This window comes from Actinomadura litoris (assembly GCF_009733595.1).
GTDB classification, from domain to species: domain Bacteria; phylum Actinomycetota; class Actinomycetes; order Streptosporangiales; family Streptosporangiaceae; genus Spirillospora; species Spirillospora litoris.
In genome coordinates, this window is sequence record NZ_WOFH01000019.1 from 111,054 (window position 1) to 134,903 (window position 23,850).

The window sequence follows — 23,850 nt, forward strand, 5'->3', positions numbered from 1 at the left end:
GGGTCAGCGCCGCGACAGCCACCAGTACAGCTCGCTCGACGCCAGCCGGTCGCCGAAACCCGCGCGCTCCATCCCCGCCCCGTACCCGGACGGATACTCCAGCAGAAGCCGCTCCCGCTGGTAGGCCAGCACATACTCCAGCGACGTCGCCCCGAACCGCAGCAGCCACAGCGGACGGCCCGGCGCGGCCCGGTCCAGCGCGGGCAGCAGGTCCCGCATGCCGCCCGACCCGGTCGGCGGCGCGACCCCGAGCAGCCGCGCCACCGTGGGCGCCTCGGTGAACACCACGTCCGCGAGCGAGAGCGCCGGCAGCACGTCGGCCGCGGGCAGCCGCCCGTCGATGTCGTGCGGGACGAGGTCGAAGGCGACCAGCGTCCCCGCCTCCCGCGCGACGCGGGCGGCCGCGCGCAGCGCCGCCCGCGACACCGGCGACAGCAGCGCGTACCCGTCGACGAACAGCGCGTCCGCGCGGCGGATCCCGGCCGACGCGGCGCGCACCTCCGACTCGGTCAGCCGCCGGCCCGGCGCGTCCTCCGCCGCCACGAGCAGCCGCACCCCGGGGCCCTCGCCGTCCGGACGGTCCCGCACCATCACGGTCACGCCGTTCGGCGCGCCCTCCTCCACGCGCAGCCGGTCGCGGACGCCCAGCCGCCGCAGCTCCCGCCGGATCACCGGGGTGAACGCGTCGTCCCCGACCTTGCCGAGGACGCTCACCTTGCGGAAGTAGCCGACCGCGCACCGGGCCAGGTTGACGGCCGTCCCCGCGACCAGCGCCCGCGCGGGGGCGTAGGACAGCCGGTCCGCGGTCAGCTCGCCGAACCGCGCGTCCGGCAGGGACGCCCGCGCCTCGATCCGCACCTCGCCCACGACGAACAGCGAGAAGCGGCGGCGCGGCGCGCCGTCCAGGCCCGGCGACCGGGCGGGCGAGGGGTCCCGGGCGTCCATCGGCGGCTCAGCCGGACCGCGACAGGTAGGCCCGCATCACCGGGCGCAGGCTCGGGATGAGCGCGTACCCGGCGACCTCGGCCAGCGGCACCCAGGCGCACTCGGCCAGGTGGTCGCCCGGCTCCTGGTTGCCGAGGTCGGCGTCCAGCGACAGCGGGCGGCAGCGGCGGGCCGTCGCCACCACGCGGATCCGCGCGTTCCGGGCCCGCGCGCCGCGGTCGGGCATGAACCACTGCCACAGGTGGAAGGGCGGCCCCGGGTCGATCTTGAGGCCGACCTCCTCCCAGACCTCCCGGCGGACGTGGTCGTCCAGGTCGAGGTCGTCCTCCACCTCCAGCCGGCCTCCGGGCACCTCCCAGCGGCCGGGGTGGAAGGGGTCGTCCGCCGACTTGCGGACCAGCAGCAGCCTGCCGTGGGCCTCGATGAACGCCTTCTGCGCGAACTGGAGCCTGACCGGGGACCCGGCGGTGAGGGGACCGGGGGCGCCGGCCTTGACCGAGGGCATCGCGGGAAACCTCCCTGGTGCCGGCCCCACCGGGCCGTCATCCGCCCTACCGTAACAAGCCCCGCCCCCCGCGCCGAGAGCCCCGCCGGGCCAGAAGAACCTCACCCGCCCGGGCACCGCCACGAGGGAATGGTCCGCCCGCGCGGCCGGTTGTAGACGGCGGCGTACCCCGGGACCGCGACAGGCGCGGGATCCCGCGAGACGGCGGACGAGCAAGGGACGAACCGGACGAACGAGGAGCGAACCGGCGGGGCGCGCCGGGGCTTCGCAGGTGGTAGTCTTGGAGGCCGACCGGCCCTGTGCGCGCGATCGAGGCGATCAATCGTGCGGGGCGCTCAAGCGGAGGCCACCTCCCACCTGACCGGCCGTGCGGCCGGTGGGTCTCGGTCCGGCGAAACGAGCGTCGCGCGCTCGTCCCGCCGTCGTCCCCGGGCGGTTCCACCGTACGGGGAGACCGAAGGTGGCCCCGTACGTGAGTCGTGCGGGGCTTTTCGCGTGAGAGCCTCGGGGTACGACCGGTCTACGAACTTGAGAACGGCCCCAAGGAGGTCCCATCAGCGCCGAACCGCGTATCAACGACCGCATTCGCGTGCCCGAGGTCCGGCTCGTCGGCCCGAACGGCGAACAGGTGGGCATCGTGCCCATCGCCAAGGCCCTTGAACTCGCGCGCGAGTCGGATCTCGACCTCGTCGAGGTGGCGCCGACCGCGCGCCCGCCCGTCGCCAAGCTCATGGACTACGGCAAGTTCAAGTACGAGTCCGCGATGAAGGCGCGTGAAGCGCGGAAGAACCAGGCGCACACGGTCATCAAGGAGATCAAGCTCCGCCCGAAGATCGACCCGCACGACTACGAGACCAAGAAGGGTCACGTGGTGCGGTTCCTGAAGGCAGGGGACAAGGTGAAGGTCACGATCATGTTCCGTGGTCGTGAGCAGTCCCGTCCCGAGCTCGGCTACCGGCTGCTCCAGCGGCTCGCCGACGACGTCGAGGAACTCGGCTTCGTCGAGTCGCGGCCCAAGCAGGACGGCCGGAACATGATCATGGTGATCGGTCCGCACAAGAAGAAGGCGGAGGCCAAGGCCGAGCGCGCGGCGAGCCGCGAGCAGGACGCCGGCACCGCCTGACGGCCCGGCCGGGGCCCGCCCCCGCGGGGAGCTTCGGCGGAGCCGAGCACCGGGAGACCGGCGGCGACCCCGGGGATCCGGGGCGACGCGGGGCGAACCGGCCACCAGGGCCCGCCTCTCCGGGCGGGTCCGTCTCACGCCCCCGCGGTTTCGCGGGGTCGTGACGCACGTACATTGAAGCCTGACCCGGCGCGTCACACGGGGTTCCGTGCGATGCGCCGATTCAGGCGCGCCACCGTGCCGCCGCGCGGGGGCCACACAGCGAGGGAGACGACGGCGACCATGCCGAAGACCAAGACCCACAGCGGTGCCAAGAAGCGGTTCAAGCTGACCGGCTCCGGCAAGGTGATGCGCCGCCGCGCCAACAAGAACCACCTGCTTGAGCACAAGCCGACCAAGCGGACCCGCCGCCTGTCCGGCCCCGCCGTGGTGGCCCCCGCGGACGCGAAGAACATCAAGAAGCTGCTGCGCAAGTAGCACCCGACCGGCAACATCAGCGACCGGCCGAGGCCCGGATGGCCCCGGCCCCCACGAAGGAGTCCATCACGTGGCACGCGTGAAGCGGGCGGTCAACGCCGCCAAGAAGCGTCGGGTCGTCCTGGAGCGGTCGAGCGGCTACCGCGGCCAGCGGTCGCGCCTGTACCGCAAGGCCAAGGAGCAGCAGCTCCACTCCATGACCTACGCCTTCCGGGACCGCAAGGACCGCAAGGGCCAGTTCCGCCGGCTGTGGATCCAGCGGATCAACGCCGCCGCCCGCGCGAACGGCATCACCTACAACCGGTTCATCCAGGGCCTGAAGGCGGCCGAGGTCGAGGTCGACCGGCGCATGCTCGCCGAGCTGGCCGTGAACGACGCCGCCGCGTTCGCCGCCCTCGTCAAGGTCGCCAAGGACGCGCTCCCGGCCGAGGGTTCGGAGGCCGCCTGAGCCGGGCGACCGGCATCCAGGCGATCACAGTGACATGGCGGGCCGCGAGCTGACCTCCCTCCGATCACCACGGGTGAAGGCCGCTCGCCGGCTCGCCAAGCGCGCCTTCCGGCGCCGCGAGGGCCGGTTCCTCGCCGAGGGCCCGCAGGCGGTGCGGGAGGCGCTGCGGATCCCCGGCGGGCTCGCCGAGCTGTTCACCACGGCCGAGGCCGAGGCGCGCCACCCCGAGCTGGTGGCGGCCGCCGAGCAGGCCGGCGCGCCGGTGCTGCGCGTCAGCGGCGAGGTCATGGCCGAGCTGGCGCAGACGGTCACGCCCCAGGGGCTGCTGGCCGTCTGCGGGTTCCTCGACGTCCCGCTCGGCACGGCGCTGGAGACCGGGCCCGAGCTCGTGACCGTGCTGGCGCACGTCCGCGACCCCGGCAACGCCGGGACGGTGCTGCGCACCGCCGACGCGGCGGGCTCGGAGGCGGTCGTGTTCACCGACGCCTCCGTCGACCCCTACAACGGCAAGTGCGTGCGCGCCTCGGCGGGCAGCCTGTTCCACCTGCCGGTCGTGGTCGGCCCGCGCTTCGACACCCTCGTCCCCGAGCTGCGCGGCGCCGGGCTGACGATCCTCGCCGCCGACGGCGCGGGCGAGCGCACGCTGGACGAGGGCATCGACGACGGCCTCCTCGCCCGGCCCACCGCCTGGGTGTTCGGCAACGAGGCGTGGGGGCTGCCCGAGGAGATCCTCCGGCACGTGGACGAGGTCGTCCGGGTGCCGATCCACGGCCGCGCCGAGAGCCTGAACCTCGCGACGGCCGCCGCCGTATGCCTGTACGCCTCGGCGCGGGCGCAGCGGTCGCAACGGGAGCGTTCCCGCAGCTGACGGCATGTGACGAGCGTTACGCGGACGCTTGCGCTGGATTCACTGCGTTCCGTGTTCGGATGGCCGCAAGCGGTCGCCTCCGAACTGATTTCTCCGGGTGTGACCTGCGAAGATGGTGCCTCGCGACGGCGGGGCGGGGGTCCGGCCGACGCGGCGGGCCCTCGTCCCCAGGTAGGAGCGGGATACCGGCCCGGCGAGGGATTTGCACGTTCCAACGGGTGCTTACCGTGGTTGACCAGGGGCGGCGACGATGCCGCGCAGAGTGGGGGCGAACGTGATGACCGAGGAGACCAGGGCGGCCAGGAGGCCGGGCCGGCGGGGGCCGGAGTTCAGGTGCCGCGCGGGCGTGCCCGCCGGGGCCGCCGCCTCCACCGTGCCCGCCGCGTCCGCCGTGTCCGCCGAAGGCGCGCCCGCGGCGCGGCCCGGCGCGGCGGGCCCCGCCGTGACCGCCGCGGTGGGCACCGGCCTGACCATCGAGACCGCCCAGGTCCGCGGCGACACCGCCGTCGCCGCCGTGACCGGCGAGATCGACCTGCACACCGCCGACACGCTGCGCGCCCGCCTCATCGAGATGTACGGCGCGGGCTTCCGCCGCCTCGTCGTCGACTTCGCCGCCGTGCCGTTCTGCGACGCGGCCGGGCTCGGCGCGCTCGTCGCCGCGCACAACCAGGTCTCCGCGTCCGGCGGCGAGATCGTCCTCGCCGGTGTCCGCCCCGCGCAGCTGCGGCTGCTGCGCATCACCGGCCTGCACCGGCTGTTCGCCCTGCACCCGGACGCCGACCGCGCGCTGACCGAGGGCCCGCCCAGCCGCGCGAGCTGATCCCGTCCGTCCGGCACCGGCGGTTCCCGTCCTCGGGCCGCCGCCCTGCTCCGCGGCCGCGCCGCGAAACGATCTCGATCGGCGGGGACGCGGTCGAACCGTCGCGGGGGCGGCCCGCGTACTTCCTGGTGAGGACGTCCACGGCGGGGCGCGCACCCCGCCCGGTGGCTACAAAAGCCTTGCCGCAGGGCGTTTTCCGGGTCCCGCGAGGGGCCCGAGTCCAGATAGAGTCTCTTCTCGACAGGCCACGTCCCGACCGGTGTTTCTGGAGGCCGCAGTGGGCGGAGATCGACCTCCCCGCGTGGCCGCGCGCGCGCCGGCGGGCGATCCGGCCGACGACCTGCCCGACGGCCTGCTCGTGGCCGACCGGGACGCCCGCGTCGTGGTGTTCAACGCCGCCGCCGTCCGGATGACCGGGGTCGAGGCCGGCGCCGCGCTCGGCGCCGACTTCCGCGACGTCCTCCCCCTGCACGACGCCGAGGGGCGCGACTGGTGGAAGTGCCTGGCGCCCTACGAGGGCCTGGCCACCCGCACCCGGCACCCCGAGCGGGTGCTGTTCCTGCCCGGCGGCACCGAGCTGCTGGTGACCGCCGCCTACCGCCGCGACCAGCGCGGCCGGGTCGAGCGCTTCACCGTTTCGCTGCGCGACGCCGCGCACCGCGCCCGCCAGGAACGCGACCGCGCCGACCTCGTCTCCACCGTGGCGCACGAGCTGCGCTCCCCGCTGACCAGCGTGAAGGGCTTCACGGCGACGCTGCTCGCCAAGTGGCACCGCTTCAACGACGACCAGAAGCGCGTCATGCTGGAGACCGTCAACGCCGACGCCGACCGCGTCACCCGGCTCATCACCGAGCTGCTGGACGTCTCGCGCATCGAGGCGGGCCGCCTGGAGATGCACCGACAGGTCGTCGACCTGCCCGAGGAGGTCCGCAAGGTCATCGCCGGGCGCGTCGCGGCCGGCGAGCCCGAGGACCGGTTCCGCTTCGAGACGCGCGGCGAGCTCCCCGAGATGTGGCTCGACCCCGACAAGGTCGACCAGATCCTCGGTAACCTGGTCGAGAACGCGGTGCGGCACGGAGCCGGCACCGTGACGATCGTGGTGGAGCCGGACGCGCACAAGGAGGGGGCCGCCGTGTCGGTGCGCGACGAGGGCGAGGGCATACCGCCCGAGGCCGTCCAGCGCGTGTTCCGGCAGTTCTGGCGCGGCCCCGGCGGCAACCGCCGCGGCGGCACCGGCCTCGGCCTCTACATCGTGAAGGGCCTCGTCGAGGCGCACGGCGGCGTGATCACGGTGCGGCGCGCGCCCGGCGGCGGCGCCGAGTTCCGATTTACCGTGCCCGCCGGGGCCCCCGACTACGCGAGCTGATCCGGCCGACGGCCGGAGCCGCGGCACCGGGCCCCCGGGGGGCCGCGCTGAGCGCGCACGAGCTTTCCGGATCCTTTCCGCCCGCGCACTAGACTGCGGGCGTCCCACGCCGACCGGAGTTATCACACCACCATGTCTGCACCCAACAAGTCCTACGATCCCGTCGAGGTGACCGCGTTGAGCCCGCAGGAGCTGGAGCGGGCCCGTGACGAGGCGCTCGCCGCCATCGCCGCGGCCGGCACCCTCGACGACCTCAAGCAGGTCCGTCTGGCGCACGCCGGCGACCGTTCCCCACTGGCGCTCGCCAACCGCGAGATCGGCGCGCTGCCGCCCGCGGGCCGCGCCGAGGCCGGCAAGCGCATCGGCGCCGCCCGGGGCGCGGTCGGGCAGGCGCTCAAGGCGCGCCAGGCCGAGCTGGAGGACGAGCGCGACCAGCGCGTCCTCGTCGAGGAGACCGTCGATGTCACGCTGCCCTGGGACCGCGCGCCCCGGGGCGCCCGGCACCCGCTGACCACCACCCAGGAGCGGATGGCCGACGTCTTCGTCTCCATGGGCTTCGAGGTCGCCGAGGGCCCCGAGGTCGAGGCGGAGTGGTTCAACTTCGACGCCCTGAACTTCACGCCCGACCACCCCGCCCGCACCATGCAGGACACCTTCTTCGTCGGCTCGGAGGAGACGGGCCTGGTGATGCGCACCCACACCTCGCCGGTGCAGGTCAGGTCGCTGCTGTCGCGCCCGCTGCCGGTGTATGTGGTGATGCCGGGCAAGACGTTCCGCACCGACGAGCTGGACGCCACGCACAGCCCCGTCTTCCACCAGCTGGAGGGCCTCGCCGTCGACGAGGGCCTGACGATGGCCGACCTGCGCGGCGGGATCGGCGTGTTCGTGGAGGGCATGTTCGGCGAGGGGCTGAAGACGCGCTTCCGCCCGTCCTACTTCCCGTTCACCGAGCCGTCGGCCGAGGTCGACATGCAGTGCTTCGTGTGCCGGGGCGCCTCGGCCGAGCCGGGCGGCGACCCCTGCCGGACGTGCAGCTCGGAGGGCTGGATCGAGCTGGGCGGCTGCGGGATGGTCAACCCCCGGGTGCTGGTGGCCTGCGGCGTCGACCCGGAGCGCTACAGCGGCTGGGCGTTCGGCCTCGGCGTCGAGCGGACGCTGATGTTCCGGCACGGTGTGGAGGACATGCACGACATGGTGGAGGGCGACGTCCGGTTCACCCTCCCGTTCGGGATGGAGATCTGATGCGGGCGCCGCTTTCCTGGGTGCGCGAGTACGTCGAGCTGCCCGCCGGGGTCACCGGCCGCGACCTGGCCGCGAAGCTGATCGCGGCGGGCCTTGAGGTCGAGACCGTCGAGCGGGCGGGCGCCGACCTGACCGGCCCGCTGGTCGTCGGCCGGGTCCTGGCGATCGAGGAGCTCACCGGGTTCAAGAAGCCGATCCGCTACTGCCAGGTGGACGTCGGCCAGGCGAACGGCACCGGCGAGCCGCAGAACATCATCTGCGGCGCGACGAACTTCGCCGTCGGCGACCACGTCGTGGTCATCCTGCCGGGCGGGGTGCTGCCGGGCGGGTTCGAGATCGGGGCGCGCAAGACCTACGGCAGGCTGTCGGAGGGGATGATCTGCGCGGTCGACGAGCTGGGCATCGGCGACGACCACGCCGGCATCCTCGTGCTGCCGCCCGGCACGCCGCCGGGCACGGACGCGGTGGAGCTGCTCGGCCTGCGCGACGACGTCCTCGACATCGCCGTCACGCCCGACCGCGGCTACGCGCTGTCGATCCGCGGCATCGCCCGCGAGGCCGCCACGGCCTACGGGGTGCCGTTCAAGGACCCGGCCGAGGTGGAGTTGCCCGCCGACACCGGCGAGTCCTACCCGGCGAGCATCGGCGACCCGTCGGCGTGCGACCGGTTCGTGCTGCGCGAGGTGCGCGGGTTCGACCCGGACGCCACGACCCCGATCCGGATGCAGGTCCGCCTGCACCGGGCCGGGATGCGGCCGGTGTCGCTGGCCGTGGACGTCACCAACTACCTGATGCTGGAGCTCGGGCAGCCGCTGCACGCCTTCGACCGGTCCAAGCTCACCGGCCCGATCGTGGTGCGGCGCGCCGCGCCGGGCGAGGCGCTGGAGACCCTCGACCACGCCAAGCGGACCCTCGACCCCGAGGACGTCCTCATCACCGACGCGTCGGGGCCGATCTCGATGGCGGGCACGATGGGCGGCCTCGCCACCGAGATCGACGACCGGTCGGCGGACATGGTGATCGAGGCGGCGCACTTCGACGCCGTCGGCATCGCCCGGATGGCCCGGCGGCACCGGCTGCACAGCGAGGCGTCCTACCGGTTCGAGCGCGGCGTCGACCGCGAGCTGCCGCTGTACGCCTCCTACCGGGCGGCGCGGATGCTGGCCGAGCTGGGCGGCGCCGAGATCGTGCCCGGCGTGACGCACGCGCAGGCACCGGTGGAGCCGGTCACGGTCACGATGTCGGCGGGCCACCCCGGGCGGGTCGCGGGCGTGGCCTACCCGCCGGACGCGGTCGTCCGGCGGCTGGAGGACGTCGGCTGCTCCGTGGCGGGCGGCACCGGCGAGGGGGAGGTGCTGACGGTGACCCCGCCGTCGTGGCGCCCCGACCTCGTCGACCCCAACGACCTCGCCGAGGAGGTCATCCGGCTGGAGGGGTATGAGGACATCCCGGTCCGCGCGCCGCGCCCCTCGAACGGGCGGGGGCTGACGCTCCAGCAGCGGCTGCGGCGCCGGGTGGGCCGCGCGCTCGCGGGCGCCGGGTACGTCGAGGTGCTGTCGTTCCCGTTCGCCGCCGAGAAGGACTGGGACGACCTCCAGCTCCCGTCCGGCGACGAGCGGCGCACGGCGCTGCGGCTCGCCAACCCCCTCTCCGAGGACGAGCCGCTCCTGCGCACGACGCTGCTGCCCGGACTGCTGCGCGCCCTCGTCCACAACGTGGGGCGCGGCTTCGGCGACGCGGCGCTGTTCGAGATGGGCCTGGTGTTCCGCCCCCGCCCCGACGCGCCGGGCCGGGCGCCGCGCCTCGCGGTCGACCGCGGGCCGACGGCGGAGGAGGTCGCCTCCGTCGAGGCGGCGCTGCCCGACCAGCCGCACCGGGTGGCCGTCGTGCTGTCGGGCGACCGGGAGCCGTCGGGCTGGTGGGGCCCGGGCCGCCCCGCGCTGTGGGCGGACGCCGTCGAGGCGGCCCGCACCGTGGCCCGCGAGGCCGGGGTCGAGCTGGAGGTGCGGGCCGACCGGCACGCGCCGTGGCATCCGGGGCGCTGCGCCGCGCTGTACGCGGGCGACGTCCTCGTCGGCCACGCCGGTGAGCTGCACCCGCGCGTCACCAAGGCCTACGGGCTGCCGCCGCGCACCTGCGCGATGGAGCTGGAGCTGCGCCGCCTGGGCGAGCCCGCGGCGCCCCGCGCGCCGCACGTGTCGACCTACCCGGTCGCCACCCAGGACGTCGCGCTCGTCGTCGACGCGGACGTCCCCGCCGCGCGTGTCGCGGCCGCGCTGCGCGAGGGCGCGGGGGAGCTGCTGGAGGCGATCCGGCTGTTCGACGTCTACACCGGCGAGCAGGTGGGCGAGGGGCGCAAGTCGCTGGCCTACACGCTGCGGTTCCGCGCGCCCGACCGCACACTGACGGCGGAGGAGGCGACTCGGGCCCGCGACGCGGCCGTCGCCGCCGCGGCGTCCGGGACCGGCGCCACGCTCCGCGGCGCCTGACGGCTGAGGAGGGCGGCCCCGCGCGGGGCCGCCCTTTCGTCTCCGCTGACGCGATTTGCGTCCCGGCGATGGTTCGGGTAAGGTGACCGGGTCATATTGCCGCCCGGCAGGGGAGTCCATTGAGGATCTGAGGTCCGACACCGCGCGACGGCCGTTCACCGGCCCGCGCACGTGACCTCAGCCGTGGACCTTCGTCCCCGCCGGGCTTTCGCATGTCATGACGGCCTCACCCGCCGCCACGGCCTCCCGCCCGCCGGCCGCGTCGCGCGCCCCACGCGGTGTCTCCATGTGTTCCGCCAATCGCTCGCCATCATGGAGGCCCCCTCATGTCATTCGCCATCGTGTGCTCCGGCGTGTCGTTCGCCTGGCCCGACGGCACGCGAGTCCTGGACGGCCTGGACGTCGCGTTCGGCGCCACCCGCACCGGGCTGATCGGCGTCAACGGCTCCGGCAAGTCCACGCTGCTGAGGCTGATCGCGGGGGAGCTGGCCCCCGCCGCCGGAAAGATCAACGTGGCGGGGGAGGTCGGCTACCTGCCGCAGTCCCTCCCGCTCGACGGCGCCAGCACCGTCTCGGACCTGCTCGGCATCAGCGCCGCGCGGGCGGCGCTGCACGCCATCGAGCGCGGCGAGGCCACCGAGGAGAACTTCGCCGCCGTCGGCGACGACTGGGACGTCGAGGAGCGCGCCCGCGCCGAACTCGACCGGCTCGGCCTCGGCGAGGTGGGGCTGGACCGCACCGTCCCGACGCTGTCGGGCGGCGAGGCCGTCATGGTCGCGCTCGCGGCGCTGTTCCTGGCCCGCCCCGACGTCCTGCTGCTGGACGAGCCGACCAACAACCTCGACCTGGACGCGCGCCGCCGCCTGTACGAGGCGGTCGAGTCCTGGACGGGCGTGCTCGTCGTCGTCAGCCACGACCGGGAGCTGCTCGACCGGGTGCAGGAGATCACCGACCTGCGCGAGGGCGCCGTCCGGACGTTCGGCGGCAACCTCACGGCCTACGAGGAGCTGCTCGCGGTCGAGCGGGAGGCCGCCGAGCGCACCGTCCGGGCGGCCGAGACCGACATGCGCCGCCAGAAGCGCGAGCTGGAGGAGGCGCACGTCAAGCTGGCGCGGCGGCTGCGCTACGGCAAGAAGATGCAGGAGACCAAGCGCGAACCCAAGATCGTGATGGGCGAGCGCAAGCGGCAGGCGCAGGTCGCGGCGGGCAAGCACCGCATCATGCACGAGGAGCGGCTCGCCGGGGCCCGCGACCGGCTCACCGAGGCCGAGGAGGCGGTGCGCGGGGACGCCGAGATCCGGGTGACGCTGCCCGCGACCGAGGTGCCCGCCGGGCGGACGGTCGCGACCGTGACCGGGCTCGCGCCGCCCGAGCCGGAGACCGGGTCGCTGGAGGAGCTGATCGTCCGGGGTCCGGAGCGGATCGCGCTGGTCGGCCCGAACGGGTCGGGCAAGACGACGTTCCTGCGGGCCCTGACCGGCGAGTCCGTCCCGGAGGGGGTGGACGTGCGGCTCGGCGTGGAGGGCGTCCGCTACCTGCCGCAGCGGCTCGACGTCCTCGACCCGGACCTCAGCGTCATCGACAACGTCCGCGCGGTCGCGCCGTCGGTGCCGGTGAACCAGGTCAGGGCCGGGCTGGCGCGGTTCCTGTTCCGGGGCGCGCGGGCCGAGCAGCCGGCGGGGACGCTGTCGGGCGGCGAGCGGTTCCGCGCCGTGCTGGCCTCGCTGCTGCTCGCCGAGCCCGCGCCGCGGCTCCTGCTGCTGGACGAGCCGACCAACAACCTCGACATGGCGAGCGTCCGGCAGCTCGGCCAGGCCCTGTCGGGGTACCGGGGCGCGCTGCTGGTGGTCAGCCACGACCTGCCGTTCCTGCGGACGATCGGGATCACCCGCTGGCTGGCGATGGACCGCCGCGCCGGCCTGTCGGAGGTGGACCCGATGTGATCGCGGCGGGTCAGCGCACCCGTCCGCGCGCCGCCCGCCCCAGGGCCTCTTCGAGGTCGTCCAGGAACTGCCCGTCGCCGCCCTGCGCCGAGCAGTCCGCCGTCCCGGTCATGCACCGCAGCCGGTCGCGGAGCCGGTCGCGGAGGACACGGCTGACCTCGGGGTAGTAGACCGAGGAGGGCCGCGGGCGCGCGGACGCCACGGCCCGGCGGATCACGGGCGCCTCGGCGTGCAGGACGACCTCCTCGTTCGGGGCCCCCTGGGACCCGCAGGCCCGGGGGCCCTGGTAGGCGTCCTCGCGCACGGGCGCCCACCCGCCGCAGGCGAACAGCCGCCGCTGCCGCTCCCGGTCGGTGAGGTACTCGACCAGCTCGCGCGCCGCGCGGGCCCGTTCGCCGGTGAGCGAGGCGGCCAGGGCGAGGCTCTGGCCGCCCAGCACCCGCTCGCCCGGGTAGGGGACGGCGTCGAGGTGCTTCGCGGCCTCGCTCCCGCTGTTGAGGAGCAGGGTGTAGAACGCGGGCCAGTCGCGCAGGAAGGCCACCTCGCCGTTCTTGAAGGCCGTGACGCCCGCCGTCTCGTCGGCCTCCAGCGACGCCGGGGAGATCACCGGGCGCTCTCCCCGCATGGCGTTGGCGAGGTCGCGCAGCGCGGCGCGGACCGCCGCGCGGTCCATCGCGACCTTCCCGTCCTCGCCGACGGTGATGTCCCCGCCCTGGTCGCGGACCAGTTCGAGCATGTCGACGGTGAAGCCCTCGTAGCGGTCGAGCTGGAGCATGAGCCCGGCCTTGAGGCGGGTGCCGGGGCCCATGACCGCGCGCGCCTGCTCCCTGAGCTCCGCCTGGGTGGTCGGGACGCGCCGGACGAGGTCGGTGCGGTAGATCAGCAGGGGCGCGTCGGTGTTCAGCGGCACCGTCCACAGCCTGCCGCGGTAGCGTCCGGTGCGCAGCAGGTCCGGGATGATCGGCCGCAGGCCCGCCTGCGGGAGGTCGTCGAGCGGCCGGATGTAGCCGGCCCTCGCGAACTCCGGGGTCCAGGGCGTGTCGAGGATGTAGACGTCGCCGTCGCAGCCGCCCGAGCGCGCGGTCGACACCAGCTCGCTGTGCTCCATGTCGCTGTTCAGCGGCAGGTGGCGGAACCGCGCCCGGAGCCCGCGCCGGCCGGCCCACTCGCCGACGAGCGCCTGCCGCACGCCGATCGGGTCCTTGCCGCCGACCACGACGAGCGGGGCGCCCGGCGCGCAGCCCGCCCCGGACGGCCCGGACGCCACCCTCGGGTACGCGACCAGGGCGACCAGGGCCGCCAGCGCCCCGGCGACGGCGCTGACCTGCACGGCGGAGGGGTTCACCTGCTTCGGCTCCGTTTCTGTGCGAGGGTCCGGCGGCTGGGGCGGGCGGAGGGCGGCTAGGACGAGCCGAAGAGCGCGTCGAACAGCGGGTCGCCGTCCGCGTTCGCGGGGAGGCAGTGGAACCGCTGCTCCGCCCGCCGCAGGTCGGCCAGCTCCTTCGGGCATCCCGCCCCGGTGAGCGCGAGGACGTAGACGTCCGGGGCGTCCGCGCCCTTCAGCGCGTCCTGGAGTTCCGCGCGGGTGGCGCGGTCGCCGTGGCCGGGGTCGTCGTCGACGCCGTCGGTGAGCACGACCAGCGCCTGGCGGCCGTCCCGGTGCCCCCTGGCGCGCCGGTCGGCGGCCTCCCCGGCCGCGTGCCGCGCCGCGCCCGCGATCGCGTGGTAGAGCGGCGTCGTCTCGGCGTCCGCCTCGTGCGCCTGTGCCAGCCACCGCTCGATCCGCGTCTTGGCGGGATCGTTCGCGGGCGCCATGGGGACGAGCCGGCGCGGTTCGCGGCCTCCCGGGCCGTCGGGGAACCGCCACAGGCCCACCCGGTCGTTCGGGCCGAGCCAGCCGAGCGTGCGGTAGACGGTGTTCCGGGCGTCCGTCAGCAGTGTCCCGCCGTTCACGGGCGTGTTCATCGTCCGGGAGAGGTCGAGCATGAAGCCCACCGAGCGCGGCTTCCACGCGTTGGTCATCAGGGCGCGGGCGTTCCTCAGGTCGTCCAGCCCGAACCGGGGGCGGGCGGCGGGCGCCGCGCCCCGGGGCAGCGAGCGCGCCAGCCAGTCCCCGAACCGCTCGGCGAAGGTGATCCCGTCCGGGTCGCCGTCCTGCCAGCGGACCTGGACCACCGGCCGGTCGACCGCCATCGCCCCGCCCTCGGGCTGCACGGTCACCAGCTGCCGGGCCTCCGCGCCGGGGGCGTCGCAGCGGGTGCCGGGCCGGTCCCCCTTGACGGTGTCCAGCGGCACGATCGCGGCGGTGGCCGGGCCGCCGTCGCGCGCCGTCCGCAGCCGGCAGAGCACCTCGCCGGGGTCGTCCGCCGCCGCCCCGCCGGCCTCGACCTGCCCGGCGAGGACCCTGCGCCGCTGCTGGAAGGCGTCGGAGGTGTCGCCGGACAGGAGGGCGGCGAGGCCGACCAGCCCGGTCTCGGTCGTCTGCGGGCTGGGCATGAGCAACCGGGTGCCGCGGACCTTCTCCGCGAGCCGCCTCCAGGTCAGGGACTCCGAGCCGGTGAGGCCCAGCTCGCCCGCGTCCGGCTCGGACAGCACGAGCACCAGCGGCGACGCCGGCCCGGCGTACCGCCCGCCCCAGGTCAGCCGGGCCTCCGGGGCGAGGTTCCGCACGACCTCCTCGACCGAGGCGCTGGTCGCCGGGAGCCAGACGTCGGGGCGCGGCAGCTCGGTGAGGATGCCCATGTCCTTGAAGACGCCGCCGAGGACGTTGCCGGGCGGCGGCGCCTCGAACACGGTCACGCGGACGGCCAGGCAGCCGTCCGCGTCGCTCTCGGCCTGGACGAACCTGGCGGCCTCGGCCTGGGCCAGGGCCATGTTCTCCGGCGCGGCCATGACGCGCACGTCGGGCGGCGGCTCGCAGCCCTCGGCCCCGAAGGACCGGGCCTGCAGGACGACGATCCACCCGGCGGCGACGACGGCCGCCCCGCCCAGCGCGGCGCCCCCGCATTTGACGACGGTCCACGACATGCGCTTCTTGAGGTGGCCGAGCCGGTCGGTGTCCTCCAGCCACCACGCCACGACGTAGACCAGGCAGAAGACCCCGGCGAGGTAGAACGGGAAGCGCCTCGGCTGGTCGGCGGCGGCCAGCCCGCCCGCGACGGGCGCGGCGACGCCGAGCAACTGGACCCAGTTCCTGAGCGGGTTCGCCATTCGCGCCTCCGGCCCGGTGCGGTCCCGGGGCCTGGTCGCCGGTCGGAGTGGGGAGACGACCACTCTCCGCTTCCTGGTGTGACGACCTGGCGGGCACCGGGGTTCCGTGCCCGGCCCCGCGGGGCCGGGCCGGATCCGGTCAGGTCAGGACGCGCTTGGTGAAGGTGCGGGTCGCCGCCCAGGACAGGACGACGGTCCCGCCGACGATGGCCAGCAGGAACGCCCAGACCGGCATGTGGTCGATGCCGGGGGTCAGCGCGGTGCGCAGGCCCTCGCTGACGTACACCAGCGGGTTCACGAGGCTGAGGATCTGGAGCCAGCGGATGTCCGCCAGCGCCGACCACGGATAGTACACGCAGCCGAGCATGGTCATCGGGAGCAGGACGAGCGCGAACAGCATCTGGACCTTCTGCGGGTTCAGCAGCGTGCCGAGCAGCAGCCCGCCGGCGGCCGACAGCAGCGACCCGGCCACCATCACGACGATCAGCACCGGCCAGTTCCCGACGTGGACGCTCGGGGCCTGCCCGTCGGCGTGGATGAACAGCACCGCGGGGAAGACCAGCAGGCCGCCGATCAGGCCCTGCAGCGCCGCCGCGATGATCTTCTGGACGGCCAGCAGCGGCACCGGCACCGGCGCCAGCGCCCGGTCGGTGATCGACTTCTGCCAGTTCAGCTCCATCATCAGCGGGAAGATCACCGCCATCATCGCCTGCATGATGATGGACGAGCCGACGAGGCCGGGCAGCAGGATCGTGGAGAACGTCGGCCCGCCGGGCCCGCCCGCCATCGCGCCGCCGCCGAGCTTGGGCAGCACGTAGGCGAACACGAACACGAACATCACCGGCTGCACCAGCACCCGCAGGAACGTCGACAGGAAGTTCTTGCGCATCACCCGCGCCTCGCGCGCCATCATCGCGGCGAAGGTGCGCGGGACCGTCGCCCTGGCGGGGGGCGGCGGGGGGAGGACCTGGGAGCTCATTCTCGGTAGTCCCTTCCGGTGATGGTGAGGAAGACGGTCTCCAGGCTGGGGCGGAGCTGGGTCGCGTCGGTGACGCCGACGCCCGCCGCGGCGCCGACCGCGACGAGTTCGCCGAGGATGCCCTCGGCCTCGGCGGCGAACACCCGCACCTGGCCGTCGTGGATCTCGACCTTGCTGATGCCGTCCCGGTCGGCGAGCGCCTTGATCTCGCGCGGGGGCGGCGCGTCGTAGGTGACGGTGATGACGGTGTCGGCGCCGGCGGCGCCCTTCAGCTCGTCCACCGTGCCGCTGGCGAGGATTTTGCCGTGGTCGACGACGGCGACCTTCTCGCAGAGCGCCTCGGCCTCCTCCATGTAGTGGGTGGTGAGCACGATCGTCTGGCCGCTCTCCTGGAGGCCGCGCAGCACCTCCCACAGGTTGGTGCGGGTCTGCGGGTCGAGGCCGGCGGTCGGCTCGTCCAGGAACAGCACCTCGGGGCCGTGCATGAGGGCGCGGCAGATCATGAAGCGCTTGGCCTGCCCGCCCGAGATCTCGAACGGGTTGCCGCCGCGCTGCTCGGTGAGCCCGAACAGCTCCATCAGCTCGTCGGCGCGGCGGCGGGCGTCGCGGGCGCCCAGCCCGAAGAACCGGCCGCGGAACTCCAGGTTCTCGCCCGCGGTCAGGTCGGAGTCGAGCGTGTTGTTCTGCGAGACGACGCCGATGCGCCGCTTGATCTCGACGGGCTGCCTGACCACGTCGAGCCCGCAGACCCGCGCGCTGCCGCCGGTCGGGACGACCAGCGTGGTGAGCATGCCGATCGTGGTGGACTTGCCGGCCCCGTTCGGGCCGAGCAGCCCGAAGAACTCGCCCTTCGGGACGTCCAGGTCGATGCCGCGGACGGCGTGCACCGCCGGCCGGGGGCCGGCGGCGGGATAGGTCTTCTTCAGGTCCGTCGTGCTCACGGCGGACTCGGGGGGTGCGCTCACGCGCCGTCTCCCTTCGGTTCCGGCGGATCCTCGGGGATCGCCTCCGGATATTCCTCGAAGCGTTCGATCAGGTTGACCAGGAACCGCCGGACGGCGGGCGCGTCGCCCTCGTCGACGACGTCGTAGAGGTGCCACAGGTCGCGGCCGATGGGCATGCCCTTCTCGGAGAGCAGCCGCCGCCCCTCGTCGGTGATGTAGACGAGCACGGCGCGCCGGTCCGTCTCCGAGCGGCGCCGTTCCACGTGTCCGTTGCGTTCCAGGGTGTCGACGACCGAGGTCGCCGACGCGGGGGTGATGAGCAGCCGCTTGGCGATCTCCCCGGCCCGCAGCCCGTCCTCGGCGAGGAGCATGCGCAGGGTGAAGAACCCGACCGGGCTGACGCCGTGCCGCTCGATGATCCGCGACACGACCGGGCCCGACATGCGGGACGCGAGGGCGAACAGGCGGCCGACGGGCCACTGCTCGATCGGCCCGAGGCCCGTGAGGTCCCCGAAACCGAGCTTGCGGGTGTCCATGCCCAGGATTATTAGGGTCCTGATGTTTAGGCGTCAAATCATTAGGTGTCTAAGTACTTGGTGTGTCCCTCGTCTCAGACGGCTCGGACCGGCGGTCACGGCATTGAATAGACATCCACCCTCATGCATACTCTTGCTCATTGCTTCGGAAGGGCGAGTGCGACATGGGAATCCGGACGGCGGTGGCCGGCGCCAGCGGGTACGCGGGCGGCGAGGTGCTGCGCCTCCTGGCGGGACATCCAGAGTTCGAGATCGGCGCGCTGACGGCGGGCTCCAACGCGGGCACCGAGCTGGGCGCGCACCAGCCCCACCTGCGATCCCTGGCCGGGCGCGTCCTGGCCGAGACCACCCCCGAGACCCTCGCCGGGCACGACGTGGTGTTCCTGGCGCTGCCGCACGGGCGGTCGGGGCCGCTCGCCGCCGAGCTGGGCGATGACGTCCTGGTCGTCGACTGCGGCGCCGACCACCGCCTCGCCGACCCCGCCGCCTGGGAGCGCTTCTACGGAACGGTCCACGCCGGCACCTGGCCCTACGGCCTCCCCGAGCTGCCCGGCCAGCGCGCGCGGCTGCGCGGCGCCCGGCGGATCGCGGTCCCCGGCTGCTACCCGACGGCGGTCGACCTCGCGCTGTTCCCCGCGTTCGCCGCCGGTCTCGCCGAGCCCGACGTCGTCGTGGTCGCCGCGTCCGGCACCTCGGGCGCCGGGCGGACGCTCAAGCCGCACCTGCTCGGCAGCGAGGTCATGGGCTCGGTCGGCGCCTACGCCGCCGGCGGCGCGCACCGCCACACGCCCGAGATGGTCCAGGGCCTCAGCGCCGTCGCGGGGGAGCCGGTCACGGTCTCCTTCACCCCGACGCTCGCGCCGATGAGCCGGGGCATCCTCGCGACCTGCACCGCCAAGGCCCGCCCCGGCGTCACCGCCGCGACGCTCCGCGCCGCCTACGAGACCGCCTACGCGGGGGAGCCGTTCCTCGGCCTGCTGCCGGAGGGGCGCTGGCCCGCCACGTCCATGACGCTGGGCGCCAACACCGCGCTCGTCCAGGTCGCCCTGGACGAGGACGCCGGACGCGTCGTCGCCGTCGCCGCCATCGACAACCTCACCAAGGGGACGGGGGGCGCCGCCGTGCAGAGCGCCAACCTCGCCCTCGGCCTTCCGGAAGAACTCGGGCTGACCACGATCGGAGTGTCCCCTTGAGCGTCACCGCCCCCCAGGGTTTCCGCGCCGCAGGCGTCGTCGCGGGGCTGAAGGACAACGGCGGCCGCGACGTCGCCCTCGTCGTCAACGACGGGCCGTCGCGCGCGGCGGCCGGCGTCTTCACCCGCAACCGGGTCAGGGCCGCTCCTGTCGAGTGGACCGAGCAGGTGCTCAAGGGCGGCCGCCTCCGCGCCGTCGTGCTGAACTCCGGCGGCGCCAACGCCTGCACGGGCGCGCCCGGCTTCCAGGACACCCACGCCACCGCCGAGGCCGTCGCCGAGGCGCTGGAGGACTCGGCCGGCGAGGTCGCGGTCTGCTCCACCGGGCTGATCGGCGTGCGCCTCCCGATGGAGGTCCTGCTGCCCGGCGTCGGCAAGGCCGCCGCCGAGCTGTCGCGCGGGGACGGCGGGCTCGCCGCCGCCGACGCGATCCGCACCACCGACACCGTCGCCAAGATCGCCTTCCGGCAGGGCGAGGGCGGCTACCGGATCGGCGCGATGGCCAAGGGCGCGGGCATGCTCGCCCCGTCGCTGGCCACGATGCTGTGCGTCATCACCACCGACGCCGACCTGCCCGCCGAGGCGCTGGACCGGGCGCTGCGCGCCGCGACCGCCGTCACCCTCGACCGGCTCGACACCGACGGCTGCATGTCCACCAACGACACCGTCCTGCTGCTGGCCTCCGGCGCCGCCGGGGTCGTCCCCGGCGAGGAGGAGTTCACCGCGCTGGTCACCGACGTGTGCGCCGACCTCACCCGGCAGCTCCTCGTGGACGCCGAGGGCGCGAGCAAGGCCATCGCGATCGAGGTCGTCGGCGCCGCGTCCGAGGACGACGCGGTCACCGTCGGCCGCTCGATCGCCCGCAACGACCTGCTCAAGTGCGCCATCCACGGCGAGGACCCGAACTGGGGCCGGGTCCTGTCGGCCGTCGGGACCACCGACGCGGTCTTCGAGCCCGACCGGATCAACGTCGCGATCAACGGCGTGTGGGTGTGCCGGAACGGCTCGTCCGGCGACGACCGCGACCGGGTCGACCTGCGCCCCCGGGACGTGACGATCACCGTCGACCTCTCGGCGGGCTCGGCCAGCGCGACCATCTGGACGACCGACCTCACGGCCGAGTACGTCCACGAGAACTCGGCGTACTCGACATGAGCGACGTGGCCACCGAGACGCGGACCGGCCCGCGCGGCGAGCCGCAGCGCCGCGCGGAGACCCTGATCAGGGCGCTGCCGTGGCTGGAGCGCTTCCACGGCGCGACGATCGTGATCAAGTACGGCGGGCACGCGATGTCCGACGAGGCGCTGCGGCACTCCTTCGCCGAGGACGTGGTGTTCCTGCGCTACGCGGGCCTGCGGCCGGTCGTCGTGCACGGCGGCGGCCCGCAGATCGACTCCGCGCTCGCCCGCAACGGCATCGACTCCACCTTCACCGCCGGGCTGCGGGTCACGACGCCGGAGGCCATGGAGGTCGTCCGGATGGTGCTGACCGGGCAGGTGCAGCGCGACGTCGTCGGGCTGATCAACCGGCACGGCCCGTTCGCGCTCGGCATGTCCGGCGAGGACGCCAACCTGTTCACCGCCGAGCGCAAGCGCGCGCTCGTCGACGGCGAGCCCGTCGACATCGGCCAGGTCGGCGAGATCGTCGAGGTGCAGGTCGGGGCGCTGCGTGCGCTGCTGGACGACGGCCGGATCCCGGTCATCTCCAGCATCGCGCGCGGCGACGACGGCGAGGTGTTCAACGTCAACGCCGACACCGCCGCCGCGGCCGTCGCGGTCGCGCTGGACGCCGCCAAGCTGGTCGTCCTCACCGACGTCGAGGGCCTGTACGCCGACTGGCCGAACAGCGACGACGTGATCGACAGCCTCACCACCGACGAGCTGGCGGCGCTGCTGCCCGGCCTGTCGGCGGGGATGGTGCCGAAGATGGAGGCCTGCCTGACCGCCGTGCGCGGCGGTGTCCCGAGGGCCCACGTGCTGGACGGCCGCGTCCCGCACGCGCTGCTGCTGGAGATCTTCACCGACGAAGGGATCGGCACGATGGTGCTGCCCGCCCCCCAGGGGATGGCGTCATGACCGCGAACGACGACCTCAGGGCGCGGTACGAGGCCGCGTTCATGCCGAACTACGGCGTCCCGCCGCTGGCGCTCGCGCGCGGCGAGGGCGCCCGGGTCTTCGACGTCGACGGCCGCGCGTACCTCGACCTGATCGCCGGCATCGCGGTCAGCTCCCTCGGACACGCCCACCCGGCGCTGGTCGAGGCGGTGTCCACGCAGGTCGCGACGCTGGCGCACACCTCCAACCTGTTCCTGCACGAGCCCGAGGTGCTGCTCGCCGAGCGGCTGCGCGGCCTGCTGGACGGCGACGGCCGCGTGTTCCTCACCAGCAGCGGCACCGAGGCCAACGAGTGCGCGCTCAAGCTCGCGATCAAGTACGGGCGGGCGCACGGGCGGGCGCGGTTCGTCGCGACCGAGAACGGGTTCCACGGCCGCACCATGGGCGCGCTGTCGCTGACCGGGAAGGCGTCGATCCGCGAGCCGTTCGGGCCGTTCGCGCTGGACGTCACCTTCGTCCCCTACGGGGACGCGGCCGCGCTCAAGGACGCCGTCGGCGAGGACTGCGCCGCGGTCTTCCTCGAACCCACGCAGGGCGAGGCCGGGGTCGTCCCCCCGCCGGAGGGCTACCTCGCCGCCGCCCGCGAGATCTGCGACGCCACCGGCGCGCTGCTGGTCGCCGACGAGATCCAGGCGGCGATCGGACGCACCGGGGCCTGGTTCGCCTTCCAGGCCGAGAACGCCAGGCCCGACATCCTGACGCTGGCCAAGGGCCTCGGCGGCGGCCTGCCGATCGGCGCGTGCGTCGGGTTCGGCGAGCACGGCGACCTGTTCGCCAAGGGCGACCACGGCAGCACGTTCGGCGGCAACCCGGTCGGCGCCGCCGCCGCCCTCGCCGTCCTCGACACGATCGAGAAGGACGGCCTGCTCGCCAACGCCGCCGCCGTCGGCGAGGTCCTCGGCGCCGGGCTCGCCGCCGTCGACCACCCGCTGCTCGCGGGCGTCCGGGGCCGCGGGCTGTGGCTCGCGACCGTCCTCACCGGGCCGCACGCCGCCGCCGTGGAGGCCGCCGCCCGCGACGCCGGATTCCTGATCAACGCGCTCCAGCCCGACGCGCTGCGGATCGCGCCGCCGCTCGTCCTCACCGCCGCGCAGGCGGAGTCGTTCGTCGCCGCGTTCCCCTCGATCCTCGCCGCGGCGTCCGCCGCCACCGGCACCGCGACTCCTCCCGCGAAGGAGAGCTGACCATGACCAGGCACTTCCTCCGCGACGACGACCTCGCCCCCGCCGAGCAGGCCGAGGTGCTCGACCTCGCCGCCCGGGCCAAGGCCGACCGGTTCGCGCTCCGGCCGCTGGAGGGCCCGAGGACGGTCGCCGTCCTGTTCGACAAGCCCTCCACCCGCACCCGCATCTCCTTCGCCACCGGCGTCGCCGAACTCGGCGGGCACGCCCTGGTCATGGACGCCGGATCCAGCCAGCTCGGCCGCGGCGAGCCCATCGCCGACACCGCGCGCGTCCTGGAACGGCAGGTCAGCGCCATCGTCTGGCGGACGTCCGGGCAGGAGCGCATCGAGGAGATGGCCGCGGGCACGACGGTCCCGGTCGTCAACGCCCTCACCGACGCCTTCCACCCCTGCCAGATCCTCGCCGACCTCCAGACCGTCCAGGAGGCCAAGGGCTCCCTCGCGGGCGCCACCCTCGCCTACTTCGGCGACGGCGCCAACAACATGGCCCACTCCTACCTGCTCGGCTGCGCCACCGCCGGGATGCACGTCCGGATCGGCGCCCCCGCCTCCCTGCCCCCGGACGCGGGCATCGTCGCCCGCGCCACCGAGATCGCCGCCGCGACCGGCGGCTCGGTCACCGTGACCGACGACGCCAAGCGCGCCGCCGCCGGAGCCGACGTCCTCGCCACCGACACCTGGGTGTCGATGGGGCAGGAGGGCAAGGACACCTCCCTCTACGACCCCTACACCGTGGGCGAGGAGCTCCTCGCCCTCGCCGACCCCACCGCGATCGTCCTGCACTGCCTGCCCGCCTACCGGGGCAAGGAGATCGCCGCGTCCGTCCTGGACGGCCCCCGCAGCCGCGTCTGGGACGAGGCGGAGAACCGGCTGCACGCCCAGAAGGCCCTGCTGGCATGGCTGCTGGAGCGCACGTGACGACCCCGCTGACCAAGGCCGCCCGGCACGCCCGGGTGATCGAGCTGCTGACCCGGCACCCCGTCCACTCCCAGGGCGAGCTGGCGAAGCTGCTCGTCGACGAGGGCGTGGAGGTCACCCAGGCCACGCTCTCGCGCGACCTCGTGGAGATCGGCGCCGTCAAGCTCCGCGCCGACGACGGCACGCTGATCTACGCCGTCCCCGGCGAGGGCGGCGAGCGCATCCGCCGCGCCCGCACCGGCGCCGCCGAGACCTTCACCGGCCGGCTCGGCCGGATCGCGGCGGAGCTGCTGGTGTCGGCCGAGGCGTCCGCCAACCTCGTCATCGTGCGGACCCCGCCCGGGGCCGCGCAGTACCTCGCCTCGGCGATCGACCACGCCGAATGGCCCACGATCCTCGGCACCGTCGCCGGCGACGACTCGATCCTCGTCATCGCCCGCGACCCGCTGGGCGGCGAGCAGGTCGCCGAGTCGCTGCTCAAGCTGGCGGGCGGCCGCGAACGACGAAGTCAGGGGCCGACGGCCCCCTGACCCCGCCCTTCCACCATC

General features: G+C 74.5%; 22 protein-coding genes. 15 read left to right on the forward strand and 7 right to left on the reverse strand.

The window, feature by feature from the left end:
- Positions 1 to 3: 3 nt before the first annotated feature.
- On the reverse strand, positions 4 to 945 hold the full coding sequence (locus tag GNZ18_RS37570; protein ID WP_156221773.1) for a carbohydrate kinase family protein: 942 nt from the start codon (positions 943 to 945) through the stop codon (positions 4 to 6).
- A 7-nt stretch (positions 946 to 952) separates the two neighbouring features.
- The gene (locus GNZ18_RS37575) at positions 953 to 1,450 is read right to left on the reverse strand and encodes an NUDIX domain-containing protein (RefSeq protein WP_156221775.1); all 498 of its coding nucleotides are present in this window, start codon (positions 1,448 to 1,450) and stop codon (positions 953 to 955) included.
- Between the two features lie 571 nt (positions 1,451 to 2,021).
- Between GNZ18_RS37575 and infC the strand changes: the two genes are divergently transcribed.
- The 9 genes from infC to GNZ18_RS37620 all read left to right on the forward strand — a co-directional run bounded on the left by infC (position 2,022) and on the right by GNZ18_RS37620 (position 12,226).
- Positions 2,022 to 2,573 (forward strand): translation initiation factor IF-3, encoded by a 552-nt coding sequence (gene infC / locus GNZ18_RS37580; protein ID WP_312874970.1) that lies wholly within the window; start codon positions 2,022 to 2,024, stop codon positions 2,571 to 2,573.
- Positions 2,574 to 2,855: 282 nt separating this feature from the next.
- Positions 2,856 to 3,050: a 50S ribosomal protein L35 gene (gene rpmI, locus GNZ18_RS37585; RefSeq protein ID WP_156221776.1), complete on the forward strand. Its 195-nt coding sequence runs from the start codon at positions 2,856 to 2,858 to the stop codon at positions 3,048 to 3,050.
- Between the two features lie 70 nt (positions 3,051 to 3,120).
- Positions 3,121 to 3,498 carry a 50S ribosomal protein L20 gene (gene rplT / locus GNZ18_RS37590; protein WP_131736762.1) on the forward strand — a complete coding sequence of 126 codons (378 nt, stop codon included), beginning with the start codon at positions 3,121 to 3,123 and terminating at the stop codon, positions 3,496 to 3,498.
- A 34-nt stretch (positions 3,499 to 3,532) separates the two neighbouring features.
- The gene (locus GNZ18_RS37595) at positions 3,533 to 4,366 is read left to right on the forward strand and encodes a TrmH family RNA methyltransferase (protein WP_156221778.1); all 834 of its coding nucleotides are present in this window, start codon (positions 3,533 to 3,535) and stop codon (positions 4,364 to 4,366) included.
- Between the two features lie 250 nt (positions 4,367 to 4,616).
- Positions 4,617 to 5,186 (forward strand): STAS domain-containing protein, encoded by a 570-nt coding sequence (locus GNZ18_RS37600; RefSeq protein WP_173391004.1) that lies wholly within the window; start codon positions 4,617 to 4,619, stop codon positions 5,184 to 5,186.
- 301 nt (positions 5,187 to 5,487) lie between these two features.
- Positions 5,488 to 6,552: a sensor histidine kinase gene (locus GNZ18_RS37605; RefSeq protein ID WP_308166547.1), complete on the forward strand. Its 1,065-nt coding sequence runs from the start codon at positions 5,488 to 5,490 to the stop codon at positions 6,550 to 6,552.
- 132 nt (positions 6,553 to 6,684) lie between these two features.
- Positions 6,685 to 7,794: a phenylalanine--tRNA ligase subunit alpha gene (gene pheS, locus GNZ18_RS37610; protein ID WP_156221780.1), complete on the forward strand. Its 1,110-nt coding sequence runs from the start codon at positions 6,685 to 6,687 to the stop codon at positions 7,792 to 7,794.
- On the forward strand, positions 7,794 to 10,283 hold the full coding sequence (gene pheT, locus GNZ18_RS37615) for a phenylalanine--tRNA ligase subunit beta (protein ID WP_156221782.1): 2,490 nt from the start codon (positions 7,794 to 7,796) through the stop codon (positions 10,281 to 10,283). The genes pheS and pheT overlap by 1 nt, the downstream gene beginning before the upstream one ends.
- A 326-nt stretch (positions 10,284 to 10,609) precedes the next feature.
- Entirely contained in the window at positions 10,610 to 12,226 is a 1,617-nt protein-coding gene (locus GNZ18_RS37620; RefSeq protein ID WP_156221784.1) for an ABC-F family ATP-binding cassette domain-containing protein, read from the forward strand.
- Between the two features lie 10 nt (positions 12,227 to 12,236).
- On the opposite strand, the gene GNZ18_RS37625 is transcribed toward GNZ18_RS37620, so the two are convergent.
- The 5 genes from GNZ18_RS37625 to GNZ18_RS37645 all read right to left on the reverse strand — a co-directional run bounded on the left by GNZ18_RS37625 (position 12,237) and on the right by GNZ18_RS37645 (position 17,895).
- Positions 12,237 to 13,571 carry an extracellular solute-binding protein gene (locus GNZ18_RS37625; RefSeq protein ID WP_156221786.1) on the reverse strand — a complete coding sequence of 445 codons (1,335 nt, stop codon included), beginning with the start codon at positions 13,569 to 13,571 and terminating at the stop codon, positions 12,237 to 12,239.
- A 56-nt stretch (positions 13,572 to 13,627) separates the two neighbouring features.
- Positions 13,628 to 15,436: a vWA domain-containing protein gene (locus tag GNZ18_RS37630; RefSeq protein ID WP_156221788.1), complete on the reverse strand. Its 1,809-nt coding sequence runs from the start codon at positions 15,434 to 15,436 to the stop codon at positions 13,628 to 13,630.
- A 139-nt stretch (positions 15,437 to 15,575) separates the two neighbouring features.
- Positions 15,576 to 16,415 carry an ABC transporter permease gene (locus GNZ18_RS37635; RefSeq protein WP_156221790.1) on the reverse strand — a complete coding sequence of 280 codons (840 nt, stop codon included), beginning with the start codon at positions 16,413 to 16,415 and terminating at the stop codon, positions 15,576 to 15,578.
- The gene (locus tag GNZ18_RS37640) at positions 16,412 to 17,380 is read right to left on the reverse strand and encodes an ABC transporter ATP-binding protein (RefSeq protein ID WP_214620932.1); all 969 of its coding nucleotides are present in this window, start codon (positions 17,378 to 17,380) and stop codon (positions 16,412 to 16,414) included. The genes GNZ18_RS37635 and GNZ18_RS37640 overlap by 4 nt, the downstream gene beginning before the upstream one ends.
- Complete coding sequence (locus tag GNZ18_RS37645) at positions 17,377 to 17,895, reverse strand: MarR family winged helix-turn-helix transcriptional regulator (RefSeq protein ID WP_156221792.1); 519 nt, start codon at positions 17,893 to 17,895, stop codon at positions 17,377 to 17,379. Before GNZ18_RS37645 ends, GNZ18_RS37640 begins: the two co-directional genes overlap by 4 nt.
- 164 nt (positions 17,896 to 18,059) lie before the next feature.
- On the opposite strand from GNZ18_RS37645, the gene argC reads away from it, so the two are divergent.
- Genes argC through GNZ18_RS37675 form a run of 6 tightly spaced genes read left to right on the forward strand, consistent with a single transcriptional unit; the run spans position 18,060 to position 23,832 of the window.
- Positions 18,060 to 19,088: an N-acetyl-gamma-glutamyl-phosphate reductase gene (gene argC / locus GNZ18_RS37650; RefSeq protein ID WP_156221794.1), complete on the forward strand. Its 1,029-nt coding sequence runs from the start codon at positions 18,060 to 18,062 to the stop codon at positions 19,086 to 19,088.
- Positions 19,085 to 20,242: a bifunctional glutamate N-acetyltransferase/amino-acid acetyltransferase ArgJ gene (gene argJ, locus GNZ18_RS37655; protein ID WP_156221796.1), complete on the forward strand. Its 1,158-nt coding sequence runs from the start codon at positions 19,085 to 19,087 to the stop codon at positions 20,240 to 20,242. The genes argC and argJ overlap by 4 nt, the downstream gene beginning before the upstream one ends.
- On the forward strand, positions 20,239 to 21,162 hold the full coding sequence (gene argB / locus GNZ18_RS37660; RefSeq protein WP_156221798.1) for an acetylglutamate kinase: 924 nt from the start codon (positions 20,239 to 20,241) through the stop codon (positions 21,160 to 21,162). The genes argJ and argB overlap by 4 nt, the downstream gene beginning before the upstream one ends.
- The gene (locus GNZ18_RS37665) at positions 21,159 to 22,385 is read left to right on the forward strand and encodes an acetylornithine transaminase (protein ID WP_156221800.1); all 1,227 of its coding nucleotides are present in this window, start codon (positions 21,159 to 21,161) and stop codon (positions 22,383 to 22,385) included. Before argB ends, GNZ18_RS37665 begins: the two co-directional genes overlap by 4 nt.
- 2 nt (positions 22,386 to 22,387) lie before the next feature.
- The gene (gene argF / locus GNZ18_RS37670) at positions 22,388 to 23,302 is read left to right on the forward strand and encodes an ornithine carbamoyltransferase (RefSeq protein ID WP_156221802.1); all 915 of its coding nucleotides are present in this window, start codon (positions 22,388 to 22,390) and stop codon (positions 23,300 to 23,302) included.
- Positions 23,281 to 23,832, forward strand: coding sequence for an arginine repressor (locus tag GNZ18_RS37675; RefSeq protein ID WP_156221804.1), 552 nt, complete (start codon positions 23,281 to 23,283; stop codon positions 23,830 to 23,832). Before argF ends, GNZ18_RS37675 begins: the two co-directional genes overlap by 22 nt.
- Positions 23,833 to 23,850: the final 18 nt, after the last annotated feature.

Excerpts from the sequence above, each read along its gene's own strand:
- GNZ18_RS37635 (WP_156221790.1), bottom strand. The coding sequence starts at position 16,415 with ATGAGCTCCCAGGTCCTCCCCCCGCCGCCCCCCGCCAGGGCGACGGTC.
- GNZ18_RS37595 (WP_156221778.1), top strand. The coding sequence starts at position 3,533 with ATGGCGGGCCGCGAGCTGACCTCCCTCCGATCACCACGGGTGAAGGCC.
- GNZ18_RS37675 (WP_156221804.1), top strand. The coding sequence starts at position 23,281 with ATGGCTGCTGGAGCGCACGTGACGACCCCGCTGACCAAGGCCGCCCGG.
- rpmI (WP_156221776.1), top strand. The coding sequence starts at position 2,856 with ATGCCGAAGACCAAGACCCACAGCGGTGCCAAGAAGCGGTTCAAGCTG.
- argF (WP_156221802.1), top strand. The coding sequence starts at position 22,388 with ATGACCAGGCACTTCCTCCGCGACGACGACCTCGCCCCCGCCGAGCAG.
- pheT (WP_156221782.1), top strand. The coding sequence starts at position 7,794 with ATGCGGGCGCCGCTTTCCTGGGTGCGCGAGTACGTCGAGCTGCCCGCC.
- GNZ18_RS37630 (WP_156221788.1), bottom strand. The coding sequence starts at position 15,436 with ATGGCGAACCCGCTCAGGAACTGGGTCCAGTTGCTCGGCGTCGCCGCG.
- GNZ18_RS37570 (WP_156221773.1), bottom strand. The coding sequence starts at position 945 with ATGGACGCCCGGGACCCCTCGCCCGCCCGGTCGCCGGGCCTGGACGGC.
- argB (WP_156221798.1), top strand. The coding sequence starts at position 20,239 with ATGAGCGACGTGGCCACCGAGACGCGGACCGGCCCGCGCGGCGAGCCG.
- GNZ18_RS37665 (WP_156221800.1), top strand. The coding sequence starts at position 21,159 with ATGACCGCGAACGACGACCTCAGGGCGCGGTACGAGGCCGCGTTCATG.
- GNZ18_RS37575 (WP_156221775.1), bottom strand. The coding sequence starts at position 1,450 with ATGCCCTCGGTCAAGGCCGGCGCCCCCGGTCCCCTCACCGCCGGGTCC.
- GNZ18_RS37620 (WP_156221784.1), top strand. The coding sequence starts at position 10,610 with ATGTCATTCGCCATCGTGTGCTCCGGCGTGTCGTTCGCCTGGCCCGAC.
- argC (WP_156221794.1), top strand. The coding sequence starts at position 18,060 with ATGGGAATCCGGACGGCGGTGGCCGGCGCCAGCGGGTACGCGGGCGGC.
- pheS (WP_156221780.1), top strand. The coding sequence starts at position 6,685 with ATGTCTGCACCCAACAAGTCCTACGATCCCGTCGAGGTGACCGCGTTG.
- GNZ18_RS37600 (WP_173391004.1), top strand. The coding sequence starts at position 4,617 with ATGCCGCGCAGAGTGGGGGCGAACGTGATGACCGAGGAGACCAGGGCG.
- GNZ18_RS37645 (WP_156221792.1), bottom strand. The coding sequence starts at position 17,895 with ATGGACACCCGCAAGCTCGGTTTCGGGGACCTCACGGGCCTCGGGCCG.